Genomic DNA, 19078 nt, shown 5'->3' with positions numbered 1-19078 from the left:
GTCCTCGAAACCAGCCTCGCTCCCGCTAGAACTCGGTCCCGATCATGTACCTGAGCTGCCCTGTCTTCAGCGAGATCACGTAGACCGCCGTCCAGCTGGCGAAGAAGACGTCGTTCGCCGAGACCGAGATCCCCGACGAGACCTGCGACTTCTTGTGGACCTGCACGTCCCACAGCCGCTTGCCGGCGGCGCCGTCGAAGCAGGCGAGGCGCGTCCCCTGGCTGTGATCGTTCATGTCGTAAGGGACGACGAGGAGCCCGCCCTCGTAGGCCGCCTCCTCGGTCCCCGACGCCTTCGTGGTGAGCGGATCGACGCCGGGCACCACGTCCTTCCAGAGGACCTTCTTCTTGTCGACCGCGGCCACCATCTTGACCTGGCTGCCCTTGCTGCGGCGGCCGAGCAGGAACCGCGGCCCGGGCCCGCTCGGGACGAGCGCGCTATGCGCCGACATCCCCTCGACGTCGTGCAGCCGGGGCAGCCCGAGCTTGTCGAAATCGGACCAGCTGACGAGCCGATAGCCGGGCGCCTCGCCGGCGTTCGAGCTCGGGACCGGCTTGCAGGCCGCGTCCTTCGCGAGCTCGCGCCGCTTTCCGCTCGCCGGCTCCAGCCCGTGCTTCGCGTCGTCGACCGTCTCGACGACGATCACGCCGTTGCCCTCGCACACCCGCCTCGGCTTCTCGCCGAGCGACGCCGACCACGACGGCGTCCCGGTGCGCAGATCGTAGGCTTGCGCCTTGCCCAGCCCGTCGATCGAGATCACCCGATCGAGGACGACCGCGCGCCGCGCCTCGTGGCCGGTCGCGTCCTTGGTGAGGACCGCCGTCTTCCACACCTGCTTCCCGTCGCGCCCGTCGTAGGCCGCGATCCACTCCTCCCCGCCGGGAATGGCGCTCTTGCCGATCACGTCCGGCGCCCCGTCGCCGTTGACGTCGGCGAGCATCGGCCGGTCCTTGAAGTGCGTTTTGGGCCCGATGCCGCTCAGAGGCCGCGCCCCGGCGCCGGACGCCCCCGGCGTGCGCAACGCGACGACGCCGGCGACCACGCCGGCCACGACCATGGAGACGACGGTCCCCATCACGGTGAACGCCGCGACGTTGCCGGATGGCGGGGCGATCCGGACGACGTGCATGCCCTGCGGGACCGGCGCGGTGGTCGGCTTCCTGCCGCGATCGATCAGCGACCGCGCGCCGCAGTACTGGCAGGTGGCGGCGTCCATCGCCGGCTGAACCGGCAGCGGGGCGCCGCATCGCGGGCATCGGGTGTCGACGATCCTTGCCATCGTCCAACTCTACACGAGCTCCGCCGTCTATTTCTTCTCTCGCGCGATCCTGCGCCCGCCGGGGACCGCGCCGCGCGGGTCGGCGGGCGCACGATCCAGGAGGGCCGCGCGGGTCAGCCCCTTCCCGCCGAAGCGCTCGGCCACCTCCGCCACGACGCCCTCTAGCCGACGGCGGCGCTCGGAGGCGACGGGGAACAGGCTCAGGGTCGGGCCGCCGGTCTGGCGCGTCAGGTCGCCCGCGGCGATGCCGACGAGCCGCACCGGTCGCGAGAGGTCGAACCTCGAGAGCAGCCCCCGCGCGCACGCGTAGATCGAGTCGGTGTCCCCGACCGGCTCGGACAGCCGGGTCTGGCGCGTCCGCAGCGTGAAGTCCGAGTACTTGAGCTTCACCGCCACCGCGCGGCAGGACAGGCCCGCCTTGAGCAGCCGCCGCGCCACGCGGCCCGACAGCTCGAGCAGCCAGCGCTCGATCGCCTCCCTGCCCAGGAGGTCCTCCTCGACCGTCTCCTCCGCGCCGATCGACTCCGCCTCGCGGCCCGGGACGACCGCGCGGTCGTCGACGCCGGCCGCGAGGAGCCGGACGTGCTCGCCCCACGCCGGGCCGAGGAGCTCGTGCAGGCGCGGCGCCGGGCAGCGCGCGAGGTCGCCGACGGTCGCGAGCCCCGCCGCGCGGAGGCGCTCGGCCGCGCGCGGGCCCACGCCCCACATGCGCTCGAGCGGCAGCGGCGCGAGGAAGGCGGCGACGTCCTCGGGGACCACGACGAGGCCGTCGGGCTTCTGCAGATCGCTCGCGATCTTCGCGGCGAACTTGCACGACGCGACCCCGGCCGAGGCCGTGAGCCCGAGCTCGCCCTGGATCGCGCGCTTGATCTGCGCCGCGATCGCCGCGCCCTCGCCGAAGAGCGCGCGGCTCGCGGTCACGTCGAGGAACGCCTCGTCGAGCGACAGCCCCTCGACGAGCGGCGTGAAGCGGCGGAAGATCCCGAAGACCTGCGCGCTCACCTCGGCGTAGCGGGCGTGCCGCACGGGCACGACGACCGCCTGCGGGCAGCGGCGGATCGCCTCGGCCATCGGCATCGCCGAGCGGGCGCCGGAGGGGCGCGCCTCGTACGAGGCGGCCGCGACGACGCCGCGCCGCGAGGCGCCGCCGACGAGGACCGGGCGGCCCCGCAGCGACGGGTCGTCGAGCTGCTCGACCGACGCGAAGAACGCGTCCATGTCGATGTGGAGGATCTGGCGCATCGCGGGGGAGCGATCGCACCCCGGGAGCGCGCCGGGATCAACCGCCCCGACGGCCAGCCGCCGCCTGATCCCTCACGGCGCGCCGCGCCGCCTCCGCAGCAGCGTCCGCGCGCGCACCGCGCCGCTTCTCGAGATCCCGGTCGACGCAGCAAGAAAACGACGCCGTCCCGCGCGATTCGAGCGAAGGACGACCGGGGGCGCCGGCATCCACAAGGCAACCGAGCAGCGACGCAGGGCCCAGCCGGGCCTCGAGGGTCGAGCCCGCCGTCGGCCATTCCTGTCGAGGCGCTCCGTGCCTCGCACGCAGGGGGGATGACTCCATGAGAAAGTCGTATCTGGCTCTGACGGAGTTGTCCTGTGTCGTGGTCCCGCAGCGGGTGCGGCGCTCGTCATGCGAGCTGCAGTTGGCGCGCACCGTTCCGCGCAGCATGCGCGGCGAAAGGAGCATCATGGTCGTTGTTGGTATGCGGAGTGCAGAAACCTTCCTCGCCGTGGCGATCGCCACGAGCGCAATCATGGGGTGCTCGAGCCCCCCTGCGGAAGGCCTGGGAGAGGATCTGGATGGGGTCGAGGCGCCGGTCATGGCGCTGGCCGGTGATGAGCCTGTGTCAGAGTCGGAGGTGAAGCTCATCGTCGAAGGCGTCGCGGCAGCTTATGCCGCTGACGCGCAGGCCCACGCGGCGCAGTTCACCGTACGCGTCATGGGCTCGTCAACGCACATCGATATCGCCGCGGATCGCACCTGGAACATCGTCGTGGGGACCGACTTCTTCCGGGCCGGCCTCACGCGCGACCTCGCGACATTCATCGGCTGCCACGAGGTGGGCCACGCGCTTGGCGGCTTCCCGTTCAAGGACGGTCCGCCGCAGCGCACCCAGGTGGACGGGCTCGCGGAAGGCCAGTTCGGCACGGTGAGCGCATCCGAGGGCCAGGCCGACTACTTCGCATCGAAGGACTGCCTTGCCCGGATCTGGGGCGATGACATCGACGAGAACAGCACGTACCGGACGCGGGTGTCGCCGGCGACCAAAGCCCGCTGCGACGGCGTATGGGCGAGCGACGCGGAGCGCGATCTCTGCTACCGCCTCGCGGCGGTCGCCAACGACTTCGGCGTCTGGCTCGGCCGGACGCCGGCATCGACCGACACGCCGTCGACGAGGGTCCTGACGGGCACCAACGTCAACAACATGGCGGCTCAGTGCCGCGTGGACACCATCTTCGCCGGCGCCCTGTGCCCGGTGCGAAACCCCGGCGCCGACATCCCCGGTCTCGTCCCGCCGTACGCGCGCCTTGTCGAGATCGATCCCACGGTCGAGGCGGACGCCGCGTACGCCGCCTGCGCGGAGGGCCCCGGCGCGCGTCCGCGCTGCTGGTTCCGGCCGAACTCCACGCCGTACGACTGCTCGTCCGTGCCCGAGGCCGGCGACTGCGTCGTCACCGAGGAAGGCGTGTCCGCCGAGCGGGTCTGTTCGCCGCGGATGGGGATCGAGATCTTTCCGTGCGCGGTCGGCACGAGCTGCGAGCTGGAGGAGGGCGGCTTCCCGGTCTGCGAGCTGGACACGAACTGAGGCGGCGCTCCGACCGACGCCGCTCCCAGCTGCGAATCTACCCCGGTGGCTGCGAGTAGACACGCCCCTCGACCGCCATGTGCGCTGATCCCCAGGTGACGGCAGGCTCCCGCCGGCCGCGGTGCAGCCGCCGGCGCGCCGGTGGTACCATCGCCCGGTCATCGTGGAGCTCCGACCCGACGCCGTCATCGCGGACAAGCTGCACCTGCTGAGGCCTCTCGGGCAGGGCGGGATGGGGGTCGTGTGGGCGGCGCGGCACCTCGCCCTCGACACCGACGTCGCGGTGAAGTTCATCCGCCCCGAGCGGGTTGCGGAGAGCCCTGCCCTCGTCGCGCGTTTCCACCGGGAGGCGAGGGCCACGGCGCGGATCGCGCACCCGCACGTCGTGCAGGTCATGGATTACGGGGCCGTCGACGGCGCCGTGCCGTACCTCGTGATGGAGCTCCTGCGCGGGTTCTCGCTCGCCGAGCTCCTCGAGCGCGGCGGCCGCCTCAGCTTCGCCACCGCGAGGTCGCTCGCGCGGCAGGTGGGGAGCGCGCTCGAGAGCGCCCACGAGCGCGGCATCGTGCACCGCGACATCAAGCCCCACAACGTCTTCATCACGGAGGGGGGCAAAGGATACCCGCTCTTCGTCAAGGTGCTCGACTTCGGCGTCGCGAAGATGGCGGGCGACGCGGCGGCGCCGGCGGCGAACCCCGCGCTCACCGAGACCGGGATGGTGATCGGATCGGCCCCTTACATGAGCCCCGAGCAGCTCGAGGGGAGCAAGGACGTCGATCTCCGCTCGGATCTCTGGTCGCTCGGCGTCGTCCTCTACGAGACGTTGACCGGCGCGCAGCCGTTCCAGGGCAGCTCGTTCGTCGCCGTGGGCGCGGCGGTCCTGAAGGGGAAGTTCCGCCCCGTCACCGAGCAGAGGCCGGACCTGCCGGCGTCGATCGACGACTGGTTCGCCAAGGCGCTCTCCGTCGATCCGAGCAGCCGCTTCAAGTCGGCGCGCGAGATGGTCGAGGCCTTCCTCGCCCTGGAGGCGCCGTTCGTGGAGGTCGACGCGCCCGCTGACCGCCATCACCCCGCAGCGTTCGCCACGACGATGGCCGCGCCGGTCGATCTCCGGGGCGCCCCCCACGGCGCGGGTGAGCTCGCGAGAGAGCCCGCGACCTCGGGCGCGCTCGCTGCATCGGGCGCGCTCGCTGCATCGGGCGCGCCTGCGGGCGCCCCTGCGACGGCGGGCTCCGCCGCCGACTCCGCGGCCGGTCACACCGCGCTCCACCCGCCCGGCGCGAAGCGGCCCGCGGCGCGGGGCCCCTCGGGCGCGCGCGCGCCCCGCCTCCGGCGCGCCGTGCCGCTCGCCGCCGCGTGCGCGGCGGGCGCGGGGGTGTACCTCTTCCTGCGCCCGCCGCCGGCCGCGTCGGGCGGCTGCCCGGGCGGCATGGTCCTCATCGAGGACGCCGAGCTCCAGATGGGCTCCGTCGCCGACGCGGAGACGCCGAGCGACGAGACGCCGCGGCACGGCGTGACCGTGAAGGCGTTCTGTCTCGACGTCACCGAGGTCACGGTGAAGGCCTACTCGGACTGCGAGGCCTGTGAGCGCCCGCGGCGAACCGTCGAGTCGGAGGGGCTCACGCCGAACGGCCGCGCCTTCTGGAGCCAGTTCTGCAACGGCCCCGACGCGCCGGACCACCCCATCAACTGCGTCGACTGGTACCAGGCGAAGGCGTACTGCGCCGCCTCCGGCAAGCGGCTGCCCACCGAGGCAGAGTGGGAGCTCGCGGCGCGCGGCAACGACGCATGGACCTACCCCTGGGGCGACTCGCCTCCCTCGGGCGAGCGCCTCAACGCCTGCGGGCCGGAGTGCAGCGGGATGCTGACGGAGCGGCTAGAGAAGGTGGGCAAGGGCCCGTGGCCTCGCATGTACAACGACGGCGACGCGGCCCCGGCGACGGCCCCCGTCGGACGATCGCCGGCAGGGAGATCGCCCGCCGGCGTCCTGGACCTGGCCGGCAACGTCTGGGAGTGGACCGACAGCCATTATTGCCCCTACGACAGGGACGACTGCGACGACTCCCGCCGCGTGCTCCGCGGCGGCGGGTGGGACACGGTCGAGAGCCAGTACGTGCGCTCCGCCCACCGCCGCCCGAGCGCTCCCACGGCGCGCGGCTGGAGCATCGGCTTCCGCTGCGCCAAGGCCCCTTAGTTCTGCGGGTCAGAGATCCTGCCAGGACATCTGCGGCAGGCTGCACCCACCTGGCCAGTGCTACAAGGATTGAGCAGCTTGCGATAGCGGCCCTTGAATCAGGCCCGCAGGCTCGGCCGAAGCAGTGAATCCAATCGACACCCCCCCATTGCCTTCACCAAGAGCAGAGCACCCTATCGCACCCCTGGCTCAACACAAGAACGCAGAATTTCTTCCGGTGCTTCATCGACGATATGCGAACTGGTCCTCGTCGCGATTGCTGTCCCATGGACTCCCGCTTCCATGGCCAGAACAGATTCCGGACGATAGTAGGCCCACGGATGCCGTCTGTTGTAGTCCGATGGAACGTTCGGGCCGCGCCCGTCCGAGCTTCGGGCCAATCGAATAAACGACGTCAAGTCAAGCTGAGCTATAAGCTCGTCGATCGGATCGACCGTGTCGAGACCTAAAAATGGGGTACCGACACGGGTGTCCAAGCCCAACCCAGGGTTTCTCGGAACGATCGCATCGATTGCGTCCCGATCCAACACCCAATCGTATCTATATTCCGCCCCGCCTTGCCCGGCGGCGCATTGCGCAAAAGACACCGGACGCGCGATCGGACACACTTTCAGCACAGCCTCAGCCGACAGGCCTGCAAGCTTGACTGCCCCGTGCAATTCAACATTTCCACCCTGGTCCACCCGGAAGCCTTTTATCCGGTTCGCCCGGAAAAACGCTCGTTCGTCTTCGATCTGAGCGACCGTCATGCCCATTACCCAATTCGGATCGAACTGGTCGCTGTACACATGCTCCCGGCTGTCGAATGTGTAGACATAGGTGGACGAACATTCAAGGGGAGATACTCCAAGCAATCGATCGCGCCGAAAATAAACGACCTGTTCCTCGCCGCCGCGCATGCAATCGAACATCTCGTCGGGAAATCTGGCCACCAACTCGCTCGGCGACTCTGCGGCCATGTAATCCCGATCGCTTGAAGTGTGCACCCTCGTCGCGCCGCCAACAGCCGTAATGTACTCAATCGCGCCGAGGCGAATGTATCCACACACACGCATCGAGCTCTTCAAGAATGGAACTTCCACGAATGGCTCATCCCCTTGGATGACGCTCAACAAGGATTCGATCGAGCGACTTTCCAGGTAACGTCGTCCATGGAGGTCATTGAGGAGCGTCCCCTTCTCCTCCTGCAACAAAAATTCGATGGCGCGAGGCCGAATATAAAGAGGCGGACGGTTGCCCGATGAATATGGCAGCGTAATGAAGCTCACCTGTGGTCCTCTTGAAATTTCAGGAGGTATCCGAACCCCGTCGCGAGGCGGCTCACGTAAAATGCGCCCCGCGTGTAGCTGGCGAGCCTACTCCAGCGTCGGCGAGCGCAAGACGAAGGCGTAGCCCCGATGGATCAGCCGGACCACGAGCTCCGAGAGGAGCAGGAGCACCACGATCGCGCCGCACAGCGCGACGAGGTTGTGGAGGAGCAGGTCGAGATGCAGAGTCGTCGAGGCCGTCGAGACTACCGCCCGATCTGGACGTTCTCAAGCACGCCGAGAGCGTCGGGCACCAGCACCGCGGCGGAGTAATAGGTGCTCACAAGGTGCGAGGTAATGGCCTTCCCGTCGGTCTCCATCCTGCGGGCCGAGACGCCGGGCTCGATCTCATCGGGGAGGCCCGTGCGGTGGAGGCCGATGACGCCCTGATGCTCCCGCCCGGTCCGCATGACGAGAATGGAGCTCGTCTCGTCCTTGTTGATCGGGATCTTGTCGCAGGGCAGGATCGGGACGCCGCGCCACGCCGCGACCTTCGCGCCGGAGAGCTCGACGATGGCCGGGTAGATGCCGCGGCGACTGCACTCCCGGTGGAAGGCGGCGATCGCGCGCGGGTGCGCCAGGAAAAACTGCGACTTGCGGCGCCGACAGAGGATCTCGTCCATGTCGTCGGGCGTCGGGCGGCCGCTCCGGGGATGGAGGCGCTGCTTCAGGTCGGCGTTGTGCAGGAGGCCGAAATCACGGTTGTTGATGAGCTCGTACTCCTGCCGCTCGCGCAGGGCCTCGACGGTCAGGCGGAGCTGCTCCTGGAGCTGATCCATCGGATCATTGAAGAGATCCGAGACGCGCGTGTGGAGCCGGAGGACCGTCTGCGCGACGCTGAGCTCGTATTCACGCGGCGCGGTCTCATAATCGACGAACATCCCCGGGAGCGCGCGCTCGCCCTTGTGACCGGCGGTGATCGCGATCGCCGCCTGTCCGAGCTTGTCCTGCGGCTTCTTCAGCCGCTCCTTGAGCGACTCGACGTGCGCGTGGAGCGCCGGGGATCGCGAGATGAGCTCCTCGAAGACGCGCTGCGGGAGCTCGAGCACGATGCACGGCGTGACGGCCCTGACCGAATACGTCCAGACGTCGTTCGAATCGATGACGGATTGATCCCCGAAATGGTCCCCATCCGCGAGGACGTCGAGGATCGTGTCGGCGCCGTACTTGCCTACGCCGAGCTTCTGGGCCTTTCCGTGCGCGAGCAGGAAGATCGTCTCCGCGGGCTTTCCGCGCTCGGCGATCAGCGCGCCGGGCTTGTACTCCCGCTGGATGAACCGGCTCGCCAGGGTGTCGAGCACGGCGTCGTCCGAGAAACCTTGCAGGAGCGGCAGCTCGCAGAGCTCCTGCGGGATCACGTGCACCTTCGCCCCGACGTTGCCGAAGCTCAACCGCCCGTCGCCGACGGCATAACTCAGGCGGCGGTTCACGCGATACGTGCCGCCCGTGACCTCGACCCAGGGCAAGGCCCGCAAGAGCCACCGGGGCGTGATCCCCTGCATTTGCGGGTGCGACTTGGTCGTCGTCGCGAGCTTTCGCGCCCCCAGCGTCCCGAGGCTCGAACGCTCCACCTCGTTCCCGATCCCAGCTTTATCGGCGTTTGCCATGACGTACCTTTCCTTCTGCGCGCTTCGGAGAGCAGAGCGCTCCGCGTGTCCCCCGCGTTTGCACGGGGCACACGCGGAGCGGCTACCGCTCGCGGCTCATTCGTGGGCGCGTCCGATCTCGACGCTCTCCAGGACGCCGAGCGCGTCGGGGACCAGCACAGCCGCCGAGTAATAGAGGCTGACGAGGTACGAGATGATGGCCTTCTCGTTGATCCCCATGAAGCGCACGTTGAGGCTCGGCTCGACCTCGTCCGGAATGCCGGCGTGGTGCAGGCCGATGACGCCCTGGTTCTTCTCGCCCGCGCGCACGAGCAGGATCGAGGTCGTCCGCGTCTCCGAGACCGGGATCTTGTTGCACGGGAAGATCGGCACGCCGCGCCACGCCGGGACGTGATTGCCGTTCACCTCGGTGCTCTGCGGATAGATGCCGAGGCGGCTGCACTCCTGGCCGAACGCCGCGATGGCGCGCGGGGGCGCGAGGAAGAACGACGGCTCCCTCCAGACCGTGGCGAGGAGCTCGTCCATGTCGTCCGGCGTCGGGGGGCCGCTGCGGGTGTGGATGCGCTGCTTCAGGTCGGCGTTGTGCAGGAGGCCGAACTCGCGGTTGTTGATGAGCTCGTGCTCCTGGGTCTCCTTCAGGGCCTCGATGGTCAGGCGGAGCTGCTGCTCCGTCTGGTTCATCGGCTCGTTGAACAGATCCGCGACGCGCGAGTGGATCTGGAGCACGGTCTGCGCCACGCTGAGCTCGTACTCGCGGGGCGAGGTCTCGTAATCGACGAACGTGCCGGGGAGGACGGGCTCGCCGGAGTGGCCCGCCGAGATCTCGATCGCCGCCTCGCCCGTGTCGTCCTGCTTCTTCGCGGCGAGCGCCTTGAAGTTGTCGAGGTGCTTCTTCAGCGACGGGTACTGGGCGACCAGCTCCTCGAAGACGTTCTGCTGGAGCGTCAGCACCGTGACCGCCGTGACGGCCTTGGCCGTGAACGTCCAGTAATCCTGCGTCTCCAGGAGCGCCTTGTAGCTGTATTGGTCGCCGTCCGCGAGGACCGCGAGCACCGTCTGATCGCCGTACTTGCCCGTGCCGATCTTGTTGACCTTGCCGTGCGCGATGAGGCAGATGTGATCGGCCTCCTTGCCGCGCTCGGTGATGATGTCGCCGGGCTTGTATTCACGCTGCACGAAGCGGTTCGCCAGCGCGGTGAGGACCTCGACGTCCTCGTAACCGCGGAGGAGCGGCAGCTCGCAGAGCTCCTGCGGGATGACCTGGATCTTCGCGCCGGTGTTCGTGAACGTCACGCGCCCGTCGCCCACCGCATAGCTCAGGCGGCGGTTCACGCGGTACACGCCGTTGACGTGCACCCACGGCAGGAGCTTGAGCAGCCACCGCGACGAGATGCCCTGCATCTGCGGCGCCGACTTGGTCGTCGTCGCGAGCTGCCTCGCGGCCGCCGTCGCGAGGCTGGTCGGCAGCTGATCGATCGAACCCAACTTCCCTGAGATAGACATGAGTTCCTCTTTCCCGGACGGCTAGGACCGCCCGTGCTTCACCGGCACGGACCGCGCCGTACCCATCGAAAGATCCACCTTCGCAGCAGGCGCCGCGGCGCCGGCTCTTCCGGCGCCGAAGAAACTGCTGATACGCGCCGCAGAGGCGCCAAACCCACGCGCGCCCTCGATCGCCCGTTCGATCGGGTGGCGCTCGAGCTCCGCGTCCACGTACCGGCTCGTCGCGACGTGCCAGTTGAGGACGCCAGCCATGTACGATCGCTGATTCTCGACATATCCGAGCACGGCCTCGCGGGCCGCCTTGTCGAGGTCGAATTCGTCGAGGATGCGGGGCAGCTCGGTCGCGACGATGTGCTCGAACTCCAGCACGCGCGCCGTGATCAGGTCATTGACGACCTCCTTGGCCCGCAGCGCGTCGCACTCGAGGAACCGCTCGACGACCAGCACGAGGTTACTGAGCTCGCCCTCGAACTCGATCTCCTTGCGGTACGAATAGAGATCGTTGATCCACCCGCCCACGTCGGCCGTGGTGTTGTCGAGCCCTCGCATCGTCCGCGTGCGGAAGACCGCGGCCGGGACCACATCGCCGAGCGCGAGCTTGGGCAGGCCCATCGTGAGAGCGGCGCCGAACGTCTTGCGGCGCATCTCGACGTAATCGACCGGATCCGGGATCCGGTTCTGGGTCTGGTTCAGGAGCTCCCAGAGCCAGCTCTCGGTCATGGTCTCGATGCTGCGGCGGAGCGACTGCCGCGAGTTCATCGACATGGGGGAAGCTGTACGGATCCAGAGATCCAGGAGGCCGCTCTCCACCGGGTTCTCGGGCACCGGGGCGCCCGCGCAGTCGAGGGGCATGAACATCGAGAGCCGGGCATTGAACCGTTTCGCGCCCGCCATGTCTCGGGTCGCGCCGAACACGAGCGGGAAATAATCGTCGCCGTACGTCCCCCACGTCAGCCAAGCCGAGCTCAGGTCGAGCTCGTGCGGGGACGCGTCCGGGTGAATGCCCGCGGCGCAGATGGGGAGATCGAAGCCGATGAGCCTGCGCTCGTCCCAGATCCCGGAGCCGAAGACGCCCGGCACGACGTCGAGCATCGCGAACTTACGGGCCCACGCGACGATGTTCCGGCGCGCCGCGGGCAGATGCGGGCTCAAGCTGAGCTTGAACGGCATGTAAATCTTCGGGAGCGGCGACCTGCCCACGGGCTGGAACGGAGCGTGGGTGAGGGTCTTGATCCGCTGCAAACCCAGGGCGCCGGGCGTGAGCCTGATCCGGAACGCCGAGGTGCCGAGCCCCGTCGGCGCCTCGAGGAGATCGGGGACGCTCGCCGATTTGTCCGCGTTTTCGTTCATGTAGCGGCTCGACCGCATGTGCCATTCGTGGCCGCCGGACTGCCAATCCTGCAGCCCCTTCAGGTACCTGGCGACGTCGAGGGCTTGCGCCGGCGTCAGCCCGTGCTCCACGCAGAGCGCCGGCACCTCGACGAGCGCCGTGTTCTCGAATTGCTGGAGCCGCGACGTCAGGATCTCGTTCGTCAAATCGGCCGCTTTTTGCGTGGGGACGCGGAGGAAACGCTCGAAGACGAGCACGCAGTTGGCGTTTTCCCCTTCGTCCTCGACCTCCCGCTGGTACGAGAACAGGTCATTTCGCAGGTGAACGCCGTCCGAGAACGTGTCGCGCAGGACCTCGAGGGGGCGCGTCGCGGCGATGGCGGCCGGGACCTCGGCGCCCACGGCGATCTCGATGAGGCCCGCCGACCAGGGCGCGCCGCCGACCTTGCGGCGCATCTCGATGTATTCGACCGGGTTCGCGACGCGGTTCTCCTGGATATTGGCGAGCTCCCACATGCATTCGAGCAGCAGGTTCTTCGTCGCCTCGAGGAAACGCTCGCGCCATTGGACCGAGGTGAGCGGGACGGTTCGCGCCCAGAGGTCCGCGAGCGCGCGCTCGACCACGTTCGTCGGCTCCGGCGGCGTCCCCGTGCGCACGACGGGCATGAAGAGCGGCAGGCGGTCGAGGTACGCCTTCGCGCCGCGCATGTCCTTGGTGCGCTTGTAGATTTCGAGAAAATGGTCGTCGAAGAAGAACACCCAGACATACCAATCCGTGATCAGATCGAGCTTGGGCGCGGGCGCGTCGGGGTGGGTGTACGCGCAGAGCAGCGCGTAGTCGTGCGCGTCGAGGTCGCTCTCGGTCCAGATGGGTTTTCCCTGCGGGTTCTCCTCCAGGATACCCATCTCGTACGACCAGGCCTTGGTGTGCGCGCGCGCGCCTTCGAGGTGCGGATTGATGCGCGCCGGATGCGGCATGTAGAAGTCGGGCAGCTTGAAAGGTTGCATGTTCGCTGACTTCTCTCGCGCGACGTCGATAGGGGCGACGCGGGCGACCTGAATGTCTTTGGCGGTGCGTGTCCCGGACGCTCGCACGCAGATTTGCGACGACGCGCTTGTGCGGCTCGCCCGTACAGACGGGTCGGGATCCTTCGTGCAGGACGGATCTAGTTCAGCCAGCGGGTCCCACCAAAAAACTGGTGACCAAAAACCCAGACCGCGGTAACTTCACAACTTCTGCCTTGGGCGGAACCGCTACGGCGCTACGTCGGCGGCGACCGCCTGTGCCGCGCGGGCGGTCCCAGCCTTGGCACGGTCATCAACCGGGCCAACTTCGTAGCTTGTGAGCCTCCGACAGCAACCACGCCTCAGCCGGCTCGTTTGCCGTCACCGCCGCGTCCAGCTGCTCGGAGAGCCGCTCGCCCAGCACCCGGTGCGCCGCTGGATGGCGCTCCAGCCAGCTTGCTCGCGTCGCCGCCTCACGCATCGCCTCTCCGGGCCCGCTGATCCCGCGATCAGGCAGACAAGGACCCAGAAGCGAGAGCGCCGATGTTTTGCGGCTTTGCGTTGAAAGCTCTCTCCGGATCCCTGGCGGGAATCCTCGTGGAGGGAACGTGGCGCGATCACTCCCCTTGCTGTGTGCGCTTTCGGAAGCGCAGCAGCTTCCCGCGCGAGACGCCGAGCCGCTCCGCGGCCGACGTCACGTTGCCCCCGGCGGCGGCGAGGGCGGACTCGACGCGCTCCTGCGTGAGCGCGGTCTTCTGGTCGTCCGGCGCCTTCCCCAGCGCCTCCTCGAGCGCCCACAGCCGCAGCCCGGGCTCGTGATCGAGGCGGCGCACCGCCGCGAGGGCCGCGTCGAGCCCGCGCACGTTGCTCGGCCAGGGATCGAGCAGCAGCCGCTCCACGGCCTCGACCTCGACCGCCTCCGCCGGGAGCGCGACGCCCGCGCGCCGCGCGAGCTCGCACGCCACGCTGAAGAGGTCCTCGCGCCGCTCGCGGAGCGCCGGCACGTGGATGCGCGCCATCGCGAGCCGCGCGAACAGGTCGCGCCGGAACGCCCCGCGCGCGACCATGTCCTCGAGGTCCCGGTGGGTCGCGGCGACGACCAGCACGTTCACGTGGACCGGCCGCTGCGCCCCGACCGGCAGCACCTCGCGGTTCTCCAGGAGCCGCAGGAGCTTCGCCTGCAGATCGAGGTCGAGCTCGCCGATCTCGTCGAGGAACAGCGTCCCGCCGTCGTGGGCCACGACGATCCCGGGCGCGGCGCTGCGCGCGTCCGAGAACGCGCCCGCCACGTGACCGAACATCTGCGACTCGAAGACGCCGCGGGCGACGCCGGCCACGTTCACCGCCGCGAACGGCGCCGCGCGCCCGAGCGCCGCCGCCGCGGCGCGCGCGACGAGCTCCTTGCCCACGCCGGTCTCCCCCTCGATGAGCACGTTGCCGGGGCGGCTCCGCGGCAGGCCCGCGAGGGGCTGCGCGACCGCGCGCAGGCCGTACGGACCGACGAGCCCGCCCACGGGCGGCGCCGGCTCGAGGGGGCCGTGGAGCTCCTCGCGGAAGACGAAGAGGATGCGCCCGAGCCTCAGCACCGCGCCGTCATCGAGCGGCGTGAGGTCGCGCGGCGCGAGCCTCGATCCGTTCACCCACGTGCCGTTGCGCGACCCGACGTCCGCGACGCGCAGCGCGCCGCCGGCGCGATCGATCCGCAGGTGCCTGCCGGACACCTCCGTGTCGGCGAGGCCGCGCTCGGCGAGCCAGACGCGGCCGATGACGGACCCGGAGTCGGGCAGCGCGAACGCCATGGGCCGCGGGAAGGCGCACACGAGCGCCGGCCGCCGCCGCCCGGCCTCGGGCCGCACCGGGCTCCGGTGCTCGCTGGTGCTCGGCACGTCCTTGGCCATTCTCCTCGCAGGGTGCCATGCACGCCCGGAGCGTGGAAGCGCCGCGCCGGGGGGCGGCGGCGCGGTCGTTCGCCCGGAGAGGAGCGCGGCGTCAGCGCCTCAGAGACGCCGCCCATCGAGCCCGCAGATCGGGTCGCCCGGGTTCGTGCACTCGGGCTGCGGGGGCCGGACCTGCGGCTGCGGGCCCGGCGCCGCGGGCCGGGCGAGCGCCTCCCGCAGGCGGACGAGCGCGCTCTCATAGGCGCGGAGCGCGCCCTCGTCGGCGCCCGCCGCCCTCGCGCGCGCCGCGGCGACCCGGGCCGCCGTCGTGGCCTCGGTCCGCCGCCCCTCGGCGGCCCAGGCGGCGAGATCGGCGTGGCGCCGATCGAGCGCCGCGATCCTCTCGAGCGCGTCGAGCCGCGCCTCCAGCGCGTCGAGCGCGTCCCCGAACGCCCGCAGCCGGTCGTGGTCCAGCGCCCGCGGATCGAGGGCATTCCGCGCCGCCTCGGCGGTCGCGCGCGCCTCCTCGGCGTCGTCGGCGAGGGGCCGGCCGCGCAGCGCCGCGTGGCGCCGGTCGAGGGCCGCGAGCTCGGCGGCCCTCGCGCTCGCGCGCTCCTCCGCCAGCGCCGCCTGTGCGTCGCGGAGCCGCCGGGCTTCCTGCTGGAGGCTCGCCACGTGCTGCGCGCCCCCGTACGCGGCCGCTGCGCCGCCGCACAGCACGACGCCGAGCGCGGCGGCGAGCGCGTGCACAAGGCTGCGGCGCCGGCCCTCGGCGCGCGCGCGGACGACGGCCAGCTCGTGCGCGCGCGCCGCGCTGTCGGCCTCGAGGCGCGCCTTCGCCTCGGCCTCGATGCGCGCGACCTCGAGCGCCGCCCGCGCCCGCGCTTCGGCGCGCGCCTCCGCTTCGGCCTGCTCCCGCTCGCGCCGCGCCCGCGCCTCTGCCTCGGCGGCGGCCCGCGCCGCCTCCGCTGCGCGCCGGCGCGCCTCCGCCTCGCGCTGCTCGCGGGCTTCCTGCTCGCGCGCCCTGGCGCGCTGGAGGTGCTCCTCCCGCACGCGCGCCTCCTCGAGCTCCGCGAGCTCGGCAAGCGAGAATGTGACGGACGTATCGGAGGTATTTCGGGGCATCATCGACATCGGGCTCCTCTCCGAGCGCCGCCTGTTGCAGCCCGTGTGCCGGCGAGATCTGACGTGAATTCGTGGACTTAGGGCCGCGATTCAGCCCGGAAGTCCGATCGCGATCGCGCCCGGCGCTGCCCGGCGCGATCGCGATCGCGCGACCGTGCCCGCGCGCGCGCCGCCCCGGACCGCGGGGGCCGCCGAGCGCTGAACGAGAGATCCATGGAGGGGAGGCGCGTACAAGCGCCCCCACCCGGGTGGGTAGTGCTCACATTTGCCCGGAGAGAGTTCACATGAAGGCGGGAAGGCGGGAAGATCATTGATCTTTTCTTCCCGCCTTCCCGCCTTCATGTTGAAATCTGAGCATTACCCCCGGGTGCTCGGTACGTGCTCAGTACCTCTCAGGCGGCGGACTTTTTCGGCGCGATCGCGGCGATCGCGTGCCGCTCGGCCTCGGATACGACGCCAAGGCTGCGCATCTCCTTGCCGCAGCAAACGTTGAAGTGCTTGCTCTGCTCCTGCGGGGGACAGTCGCACGCTGCGAGGTACACGATCTGCGCGCCGCAGTCGTCGCAGTGCAGCTTCTCTCCGACGGGGTGTGCCATGGGTTCATCCCTCCCGATGCGAGAGACCCTGCGGCCACGACAGCGCTCGTCAAGTGCCGCGCCGCCGAGCGGGCAGGCCTGGCGCGCATCCGAGCTCGACGAGGTCGGAGACGCGCCGACCTGGCTCGAGGAGGGTGTTCCAGGAGGCGGCCCGGGCTCTCCTGGCCCGATCCCGACGGTCGAGGTTGCCCAGGCGCCCGTGGACGCGCACCTCAGCCGTCCGTCTCCGGCATGGATCTTGTCAATGAATCTCGTCAATGAATCTTGTTGATGGATTGGCCATGTCCACGCACGTTCACGAGATCATGAACCACGAATCTTGCTGGTTAGACCATCTATTTCAACGCGCGATTCCGTCGAGCGCGGCGATGCTCTTTGCCGGCAGCACGAGCGACGCCGCGGCCACGTTCTCGCGCAGGTGCGCGACCGACGACGTGCCCGGGATGAGCAGGATGTTCGGCGCGCGGTGCAGCAGCCACGCGAGCGCGACCTGCATCGGCGTCGCGCCCATCTCGTTCGCGACCTCCGACAGCGTCGAGGACTGGAGCGGCGTGAAGCCGCCGAGCGGGAAGAACGGCACGTAGGCGATGCCCTGCTTCGCCAGCGCGTCGATGAGCGCGTCGTCTCCGCGATGCGCCAGGTTGTAGTGGTTCTGCACGCACACGATCTCGGTGAGCGCTTGCGCCTGCTCGACCTGACGTGCCGTCACGTTGCTGAGGCCGATATGGCGAACGAGCCCCTCGCGCTTGAGCTCGATGAGGACGGCGAGCTCCTTGTCGAGCGGGCCTTCCGTCGGCGTCATGCTCATCATGCGCAAGTTCACGACGTCGATCGCGTCGAGCCCGAGGTGGCGCAGGTTGTCCTGGAGGTCGGCGCGGATCTCGGCGGGCGACAGCGCCGGGAGCCACGACTTGTCCGCGCCACGCCGCCCACCGAGCTTCGACACGATCACGACGTTCCTGGGATACGGATGCAGCGTGGCGCGAATGAGCTGGTTCGTGACGTGTGGCCCGTAGGCGTCGCTCGTGTCGACGTGGTCGATGCCGATCGCGATCGCCTCGCGCAGCACCGCTGCCGCCGCTGCGGTTCGGCACCGCCAGTTCGCCCCTGGGCCGTCGCGGGGCGTTCCCCGCGTCAGCGCACCGGCGGCTTCAGGTCGTCCGGCAACCTCCCGGCGGGCGGCCGCGGCAGCTCGGGGAAGCGCTCGAGCGGCGACGTCGGTGACGCCGCGTCCGGCCCGGCGTCGGTCTGGCCACCGGCGTCGGTCTGGTCACCGGCGTCGGGCTGGGGGCCGGCGCCGGATGTACCGCTGTCCCCGGCGTCGTTTCCTGGATCGCGCGGGGGCGGGCGCGTGTCGTCGGAGCAGGCGCAGAGCGCGCAGGCGGCGATCAGGAGGAGCCACGGTCGCATGGTCTGCCTCCCCCGCTCAGTACTTGACCCAGATCTCGGTGCCTGGATGGATCATCGTCAGCACCTCGGTATCCGGCTCGGTCATGATCAGGCTCTGGGTGTTCGGGTTGGGGCTGTACGCCGCCTTCCCCGCCCAGACGATGAGCGCGTCCTGGAAGACCGAGAGGTCGTGGACATGCTCGTTCACGGTGTACTTGTTCCACCCGGGCGAGCGCGGCGGCAGGACCGCCAGCGACGGCGCTGGGCTCGTGGCCGGGGTGCCCGCGTCTGCGTCGTGGCTGCCGTGCTCGCCGGCGGTGTCCACCCATTCGGTGATCGTCTCGGTGCCGTCCGCGGTGCGACAGGTCTGGAAGGTGGGGAAGTACAGCATCTGGAACGGCGCGTCCGGGACCTTGAACCGCACGGCCAGCTTGTAATAGTTTGTGTCCGCAGGGAGCACGTCGGCGACGGGCTTGGTCCAGACGACGGCCGTGACATTGCCCTCGGTGTCCTTCTCCAGGGCGGCCTTGCCGAACGTGCTGTCCATCGGGCGCACCGCCGTCACGCCCGCCGGGATCTGGACCCTCACCCGGTAGGTATCCGCGCCGTCGCATCCGTGGCCGACACCGAAGATGGCCTCATGGGTGTCGCCGGCGAACGCTGGGCCCGACACGGAGATGTGCGCCTGTGCGGCGGCCACGGTGAACAACGAGCCTGCAACAATCAGGCAACTCTGCAACGCCCTCTTCATCTCAAGACCTCCACCAGGGAAAGCTCCAGCACTCTAGTGGGGCCGCCATCCGTTGGAAATGCGACCTGTTGTCGCAGCGCTCGACGACCGGGCCACGCTGCCGCAGAACGTGTCCCGGACGAGGAGCGGCATCCATGTGCTCCGGCGCACGCCTCGCCGCCGAGGAGGCCGGGCGCGCCACGGCACGCCGGTTGGACCACCTTTTCCGCCGGATCGCCGGGGACCGCCTGCTGCTGAGCTGCCCCTCCGGCACCGGAAACGGTCTCCTCGGGGCAGCTGAGCTGCCCAGGCGCAAGATCACGACGT

General features: G+C 69.8%; 13 protein-coding genes and 1 pseudogene. 2 read left to right on the top strand and 12 right to left on the bottom strand.

Features of this window, described 5'->3' with window-relative positions; all coding sequences use genetic code 11:
• Positions 1-25 precede the first annotated feature (25 nt).
• Together WMF28_RS06825 and WMF28_RS06820 are read right to left on the bottom strand one after the other, a co-directional pair.
• Positions 26-1279: an outer membrane protein assembly factor BamB family protein gene (locus tag WMF28_RS06825; RefSeq protein WP_437601258.1), complete on the bottom strand. Its 1254-nt coding sequence runs from the start codon at positions 1277-1279 to the stop codon at positions 26-28.
• Between the two features lie 27 nt (positions 1280-1306).
• On the bottom strand, positions 1307-2521 hold the full coding sequence (locus tag WMF28_RS06820; protein WP_437601256.1) for a DNA polymerase IV: 1215 nt from the start codon (positions 2519-2521) through the stop codon (positions 1307-1309).
• A 449-nt stretch (positions 2522-2970) separates the two neighbouring features.
• Here WMF28_RS06820 and WMF28_RS06815 point away from each other — a divergent pair, with 449 nt between their 5' ends.
• Positions 2971-4089: a hypothetical protein gene (locus tag WMF28_RS06815; RefSeq protein ID WP_437601255.1), complete on the top strand. Its 1119-nt coding sequence runs from the start codon at positions 2971-2973 to the stop codon at positions 4087-4089.
• Positions 4090-4252: 163 nt separating this feature from the next.
• The gene (locus WMF28_RS06810; protein WP_437601254.1) at positions 4253-6283 is read left to right on the top strand and encodes a bifunctional serine/threonine-protein kinase/formylglycine-generating enzyme family protein; all 2031 of its coding nucleotides are present in this window, start codon (positions 4253-4255) and stop codon (positions 6281-6283) included.
• 173 nt (positions 6284-6456) lie between these two features.
• On the opposite strand, the gene WMF28_RS06805 is transcribed toward WMF28_RS06810, so the two are convergent.
• From WMF28_RS06805 to WMF28_RS06760, 10 genes and pseudogenes are all read right to left on the bottom strand, one after another.
• The gene (locus tag WMF28_RS06805; RefSeq protein ID WP_437601253.1) at positions 6457-7551 is read right to left on the bottom strand and encodes a hypothetical protein; all 1095 of its coding nucleotides are present in this window, start codon (positions 7549-7551) and stop codon (positions 6457-6459) included.
• Between the two features lie 245 nt (positions 7552-7796).
• Positions 7797-9197 carry a family 2B encapsulin nanocompartment shell protein gene (locus WMF28_RS06800; protein WP_437601252.1) on the bottom strand — a complete coding sequence of 467 codons (1401 nt, stop codon included), beginning with the start codon at positions 9195-9197 and terminating at the stop codon, positions 7797-7799.
• Positions 9198-9293: 96 nt separating this feature from the next.
• Positions 9294-10700 (bottom strand): family 2B encapsulin nanocompartment shell protein, encoded by a 1407-nt coding sequence (locus tag WMF28_RS06795; RefSeq protein WP_437601251.1) that lies wholly within the window; start codon positions 10698-10700, stop codon positions 9294-9296.
• Between the two features lie 21 nt (positions 10701-10721).
• Complete coding sequence (locus WMF28_RS06790) at positions 10722-13037, bottom strand: family 2 encapsulin nanocompartment cargo protein terpene cyclase (RefSeq protein ID WP_437601250.1); 2316 nt, start codon at positions 13035-13037, stop codon at positions 10722-10724.
• A 614-nt stretch (positions 13038-13651) separates the two neighbouring features.
• The gene (locus tag WMF28_RS06785) at positions 13652-14920 is read right to left on the bottom strand and encodes a sigma 54-interacting transcriptional regulator (RefSeq protein WP_437601249.1); all 1269 of its coding nucleotides are present in this window, start codon (positions 14918-14920) and stop codon (positions 13652-13654) included.
• A gap of 111 nt (positions 14921-15031) precedes the next feature.
• Positions 15032-16039: a hypothetical protein gene (locus WMF28_RS06780; protein WP_437601248.1), complete on the bottom strand. Its 1008-nt coding sequence runs from the start codon at positions 16037-16039 to the stop codon at positions 15032-15034.
• Positions 16040-16428: 389 nt separating this feature from the next.
• The gene (locus WMF28_RS06775) at positions 16429-16632 is read right to left on the bottom strand and encodes a hypothetical protein (RefSeq protein ID WP_437601247.1); all 204 of its coding nucleotides are present in this window, start codon (positions 16630-16632) and stop codon (positions 16429-16431) included.
• Positions 16633-16972: 340 nt separating this feature from the next.
• A pseudogene (locus tag WMF28_RS06770) lies at positions 16973-17794 on the bottom strand (oxidoreductase); the annotation flags it as partial.
• The gene (locus WMF28_RS06765) at positions 17767-18042 is read right to left on the bottom strand and encodes a hypothetical protein (RefSeq protein ID WP_437601246.1); all 276 of its coding nucleotides are present in this window, start codon (positions 18040-18042) and stop codon (positions 17767-17769) included. The pseudogene WMF28_RS06770 and the gene WMF28_RS06765, both read right to left, overlap by 28 nt.
• Positions 18043-18058: 16 nt before the next feature.
• A complete protein-coding gene (locus tag WMF28_RS06760) occupies positions 18059-18772 on the bottom strand; it encodes a YcnI family copper-binding membrane protein (protein WP_437601245.1) in 714 nt (237 codons plus the stop codon).
• Between the last annotated feature and the right edge of the window lie 306 nt (positions 18773-19078).

The sequence above is a fragment of the Sorangium sp. So ce590 genome (genome assembly GCF_051521365.1).
Taxonomy (GTDB): Bacteria; Myxococcota_A; Polyangia; order Polyangiales; family Polyangiaceae; genus Sorangium.
This window is presented reverse-complemented; position numbering and strand designations above follow the sequence as displayed.

Coding starts and splice junctions, on each gene's coding strand:
- WMF28_RS06780 (WP_437601248.1), bottom strand. CDS start 16,039: ATGATGCCCCGAAATACCTCCGATACGTCCGTCACATTCTCGCTTGCC.
- WMF28_RS06800 (WP_437601252.1), bottom strand. CDS start 9,197: ATGGCAAACGCCGATAAAGCTGGGATCGGGAACGAGGTGGAGCGTTCG.
- WMF28_RS06790 (WP_437601250.1), bottom strand. CDS start 13,037: ATGCAACCTTTCAAGCTGCCCGACTTCTACATGCCGCATCCGGCGCGC.
- WMF28_RS06825 (WP_437601258.1), bottom strand. CDS start 1,279: ATGGCAAGGATCGTCGACACCCGATGCCCGCGATGCGGCGCCCCGCTG.
- WMF28_RS06775 (WP_437601247.1), bottom strand. CDS start 16,632: ATGGCACACCCCGTCGGAGAGAAGCTGCACTGCGACGACTGCGGCGCG.
- WMF28_RS06765 (WP_437601246.1), bottom strand. CDS start 18,042: ATGCGACCGTGGCTCCTCCTGATCGCCGCCTGCGCGCTCTGCGCCTGC.
- WMF28_RS06815 (WP_437601255.1), top strand. CDS start 2,971: ATGGTCGTTGTTGGTATGCGGAGTGCAGAAACCTTCCTCGCCGTGGCG.
- WMF28_RS06760 (WP_437601245.1), bottom strand. CDS start 18,772: ATGAAGAGGGCGTTGCAGAGTTGCCTGATTGTTGCAGGCTCGTTGTTC.
- WMF28_RS06820 (WP_437601256.1), bottom strand. CDS start 2,521: ATGCGCCAGATCCTCCACATCGACATGGACGCGTTCTTCGCGTCGGTC.
- WMF28_RS06795 (WP_437601251.1), bottom strand. CDS start 10,700: ATGTCTATCTCAGGGAAGTTGGGTTCGATCGATCAGCTGCCGACCAGC.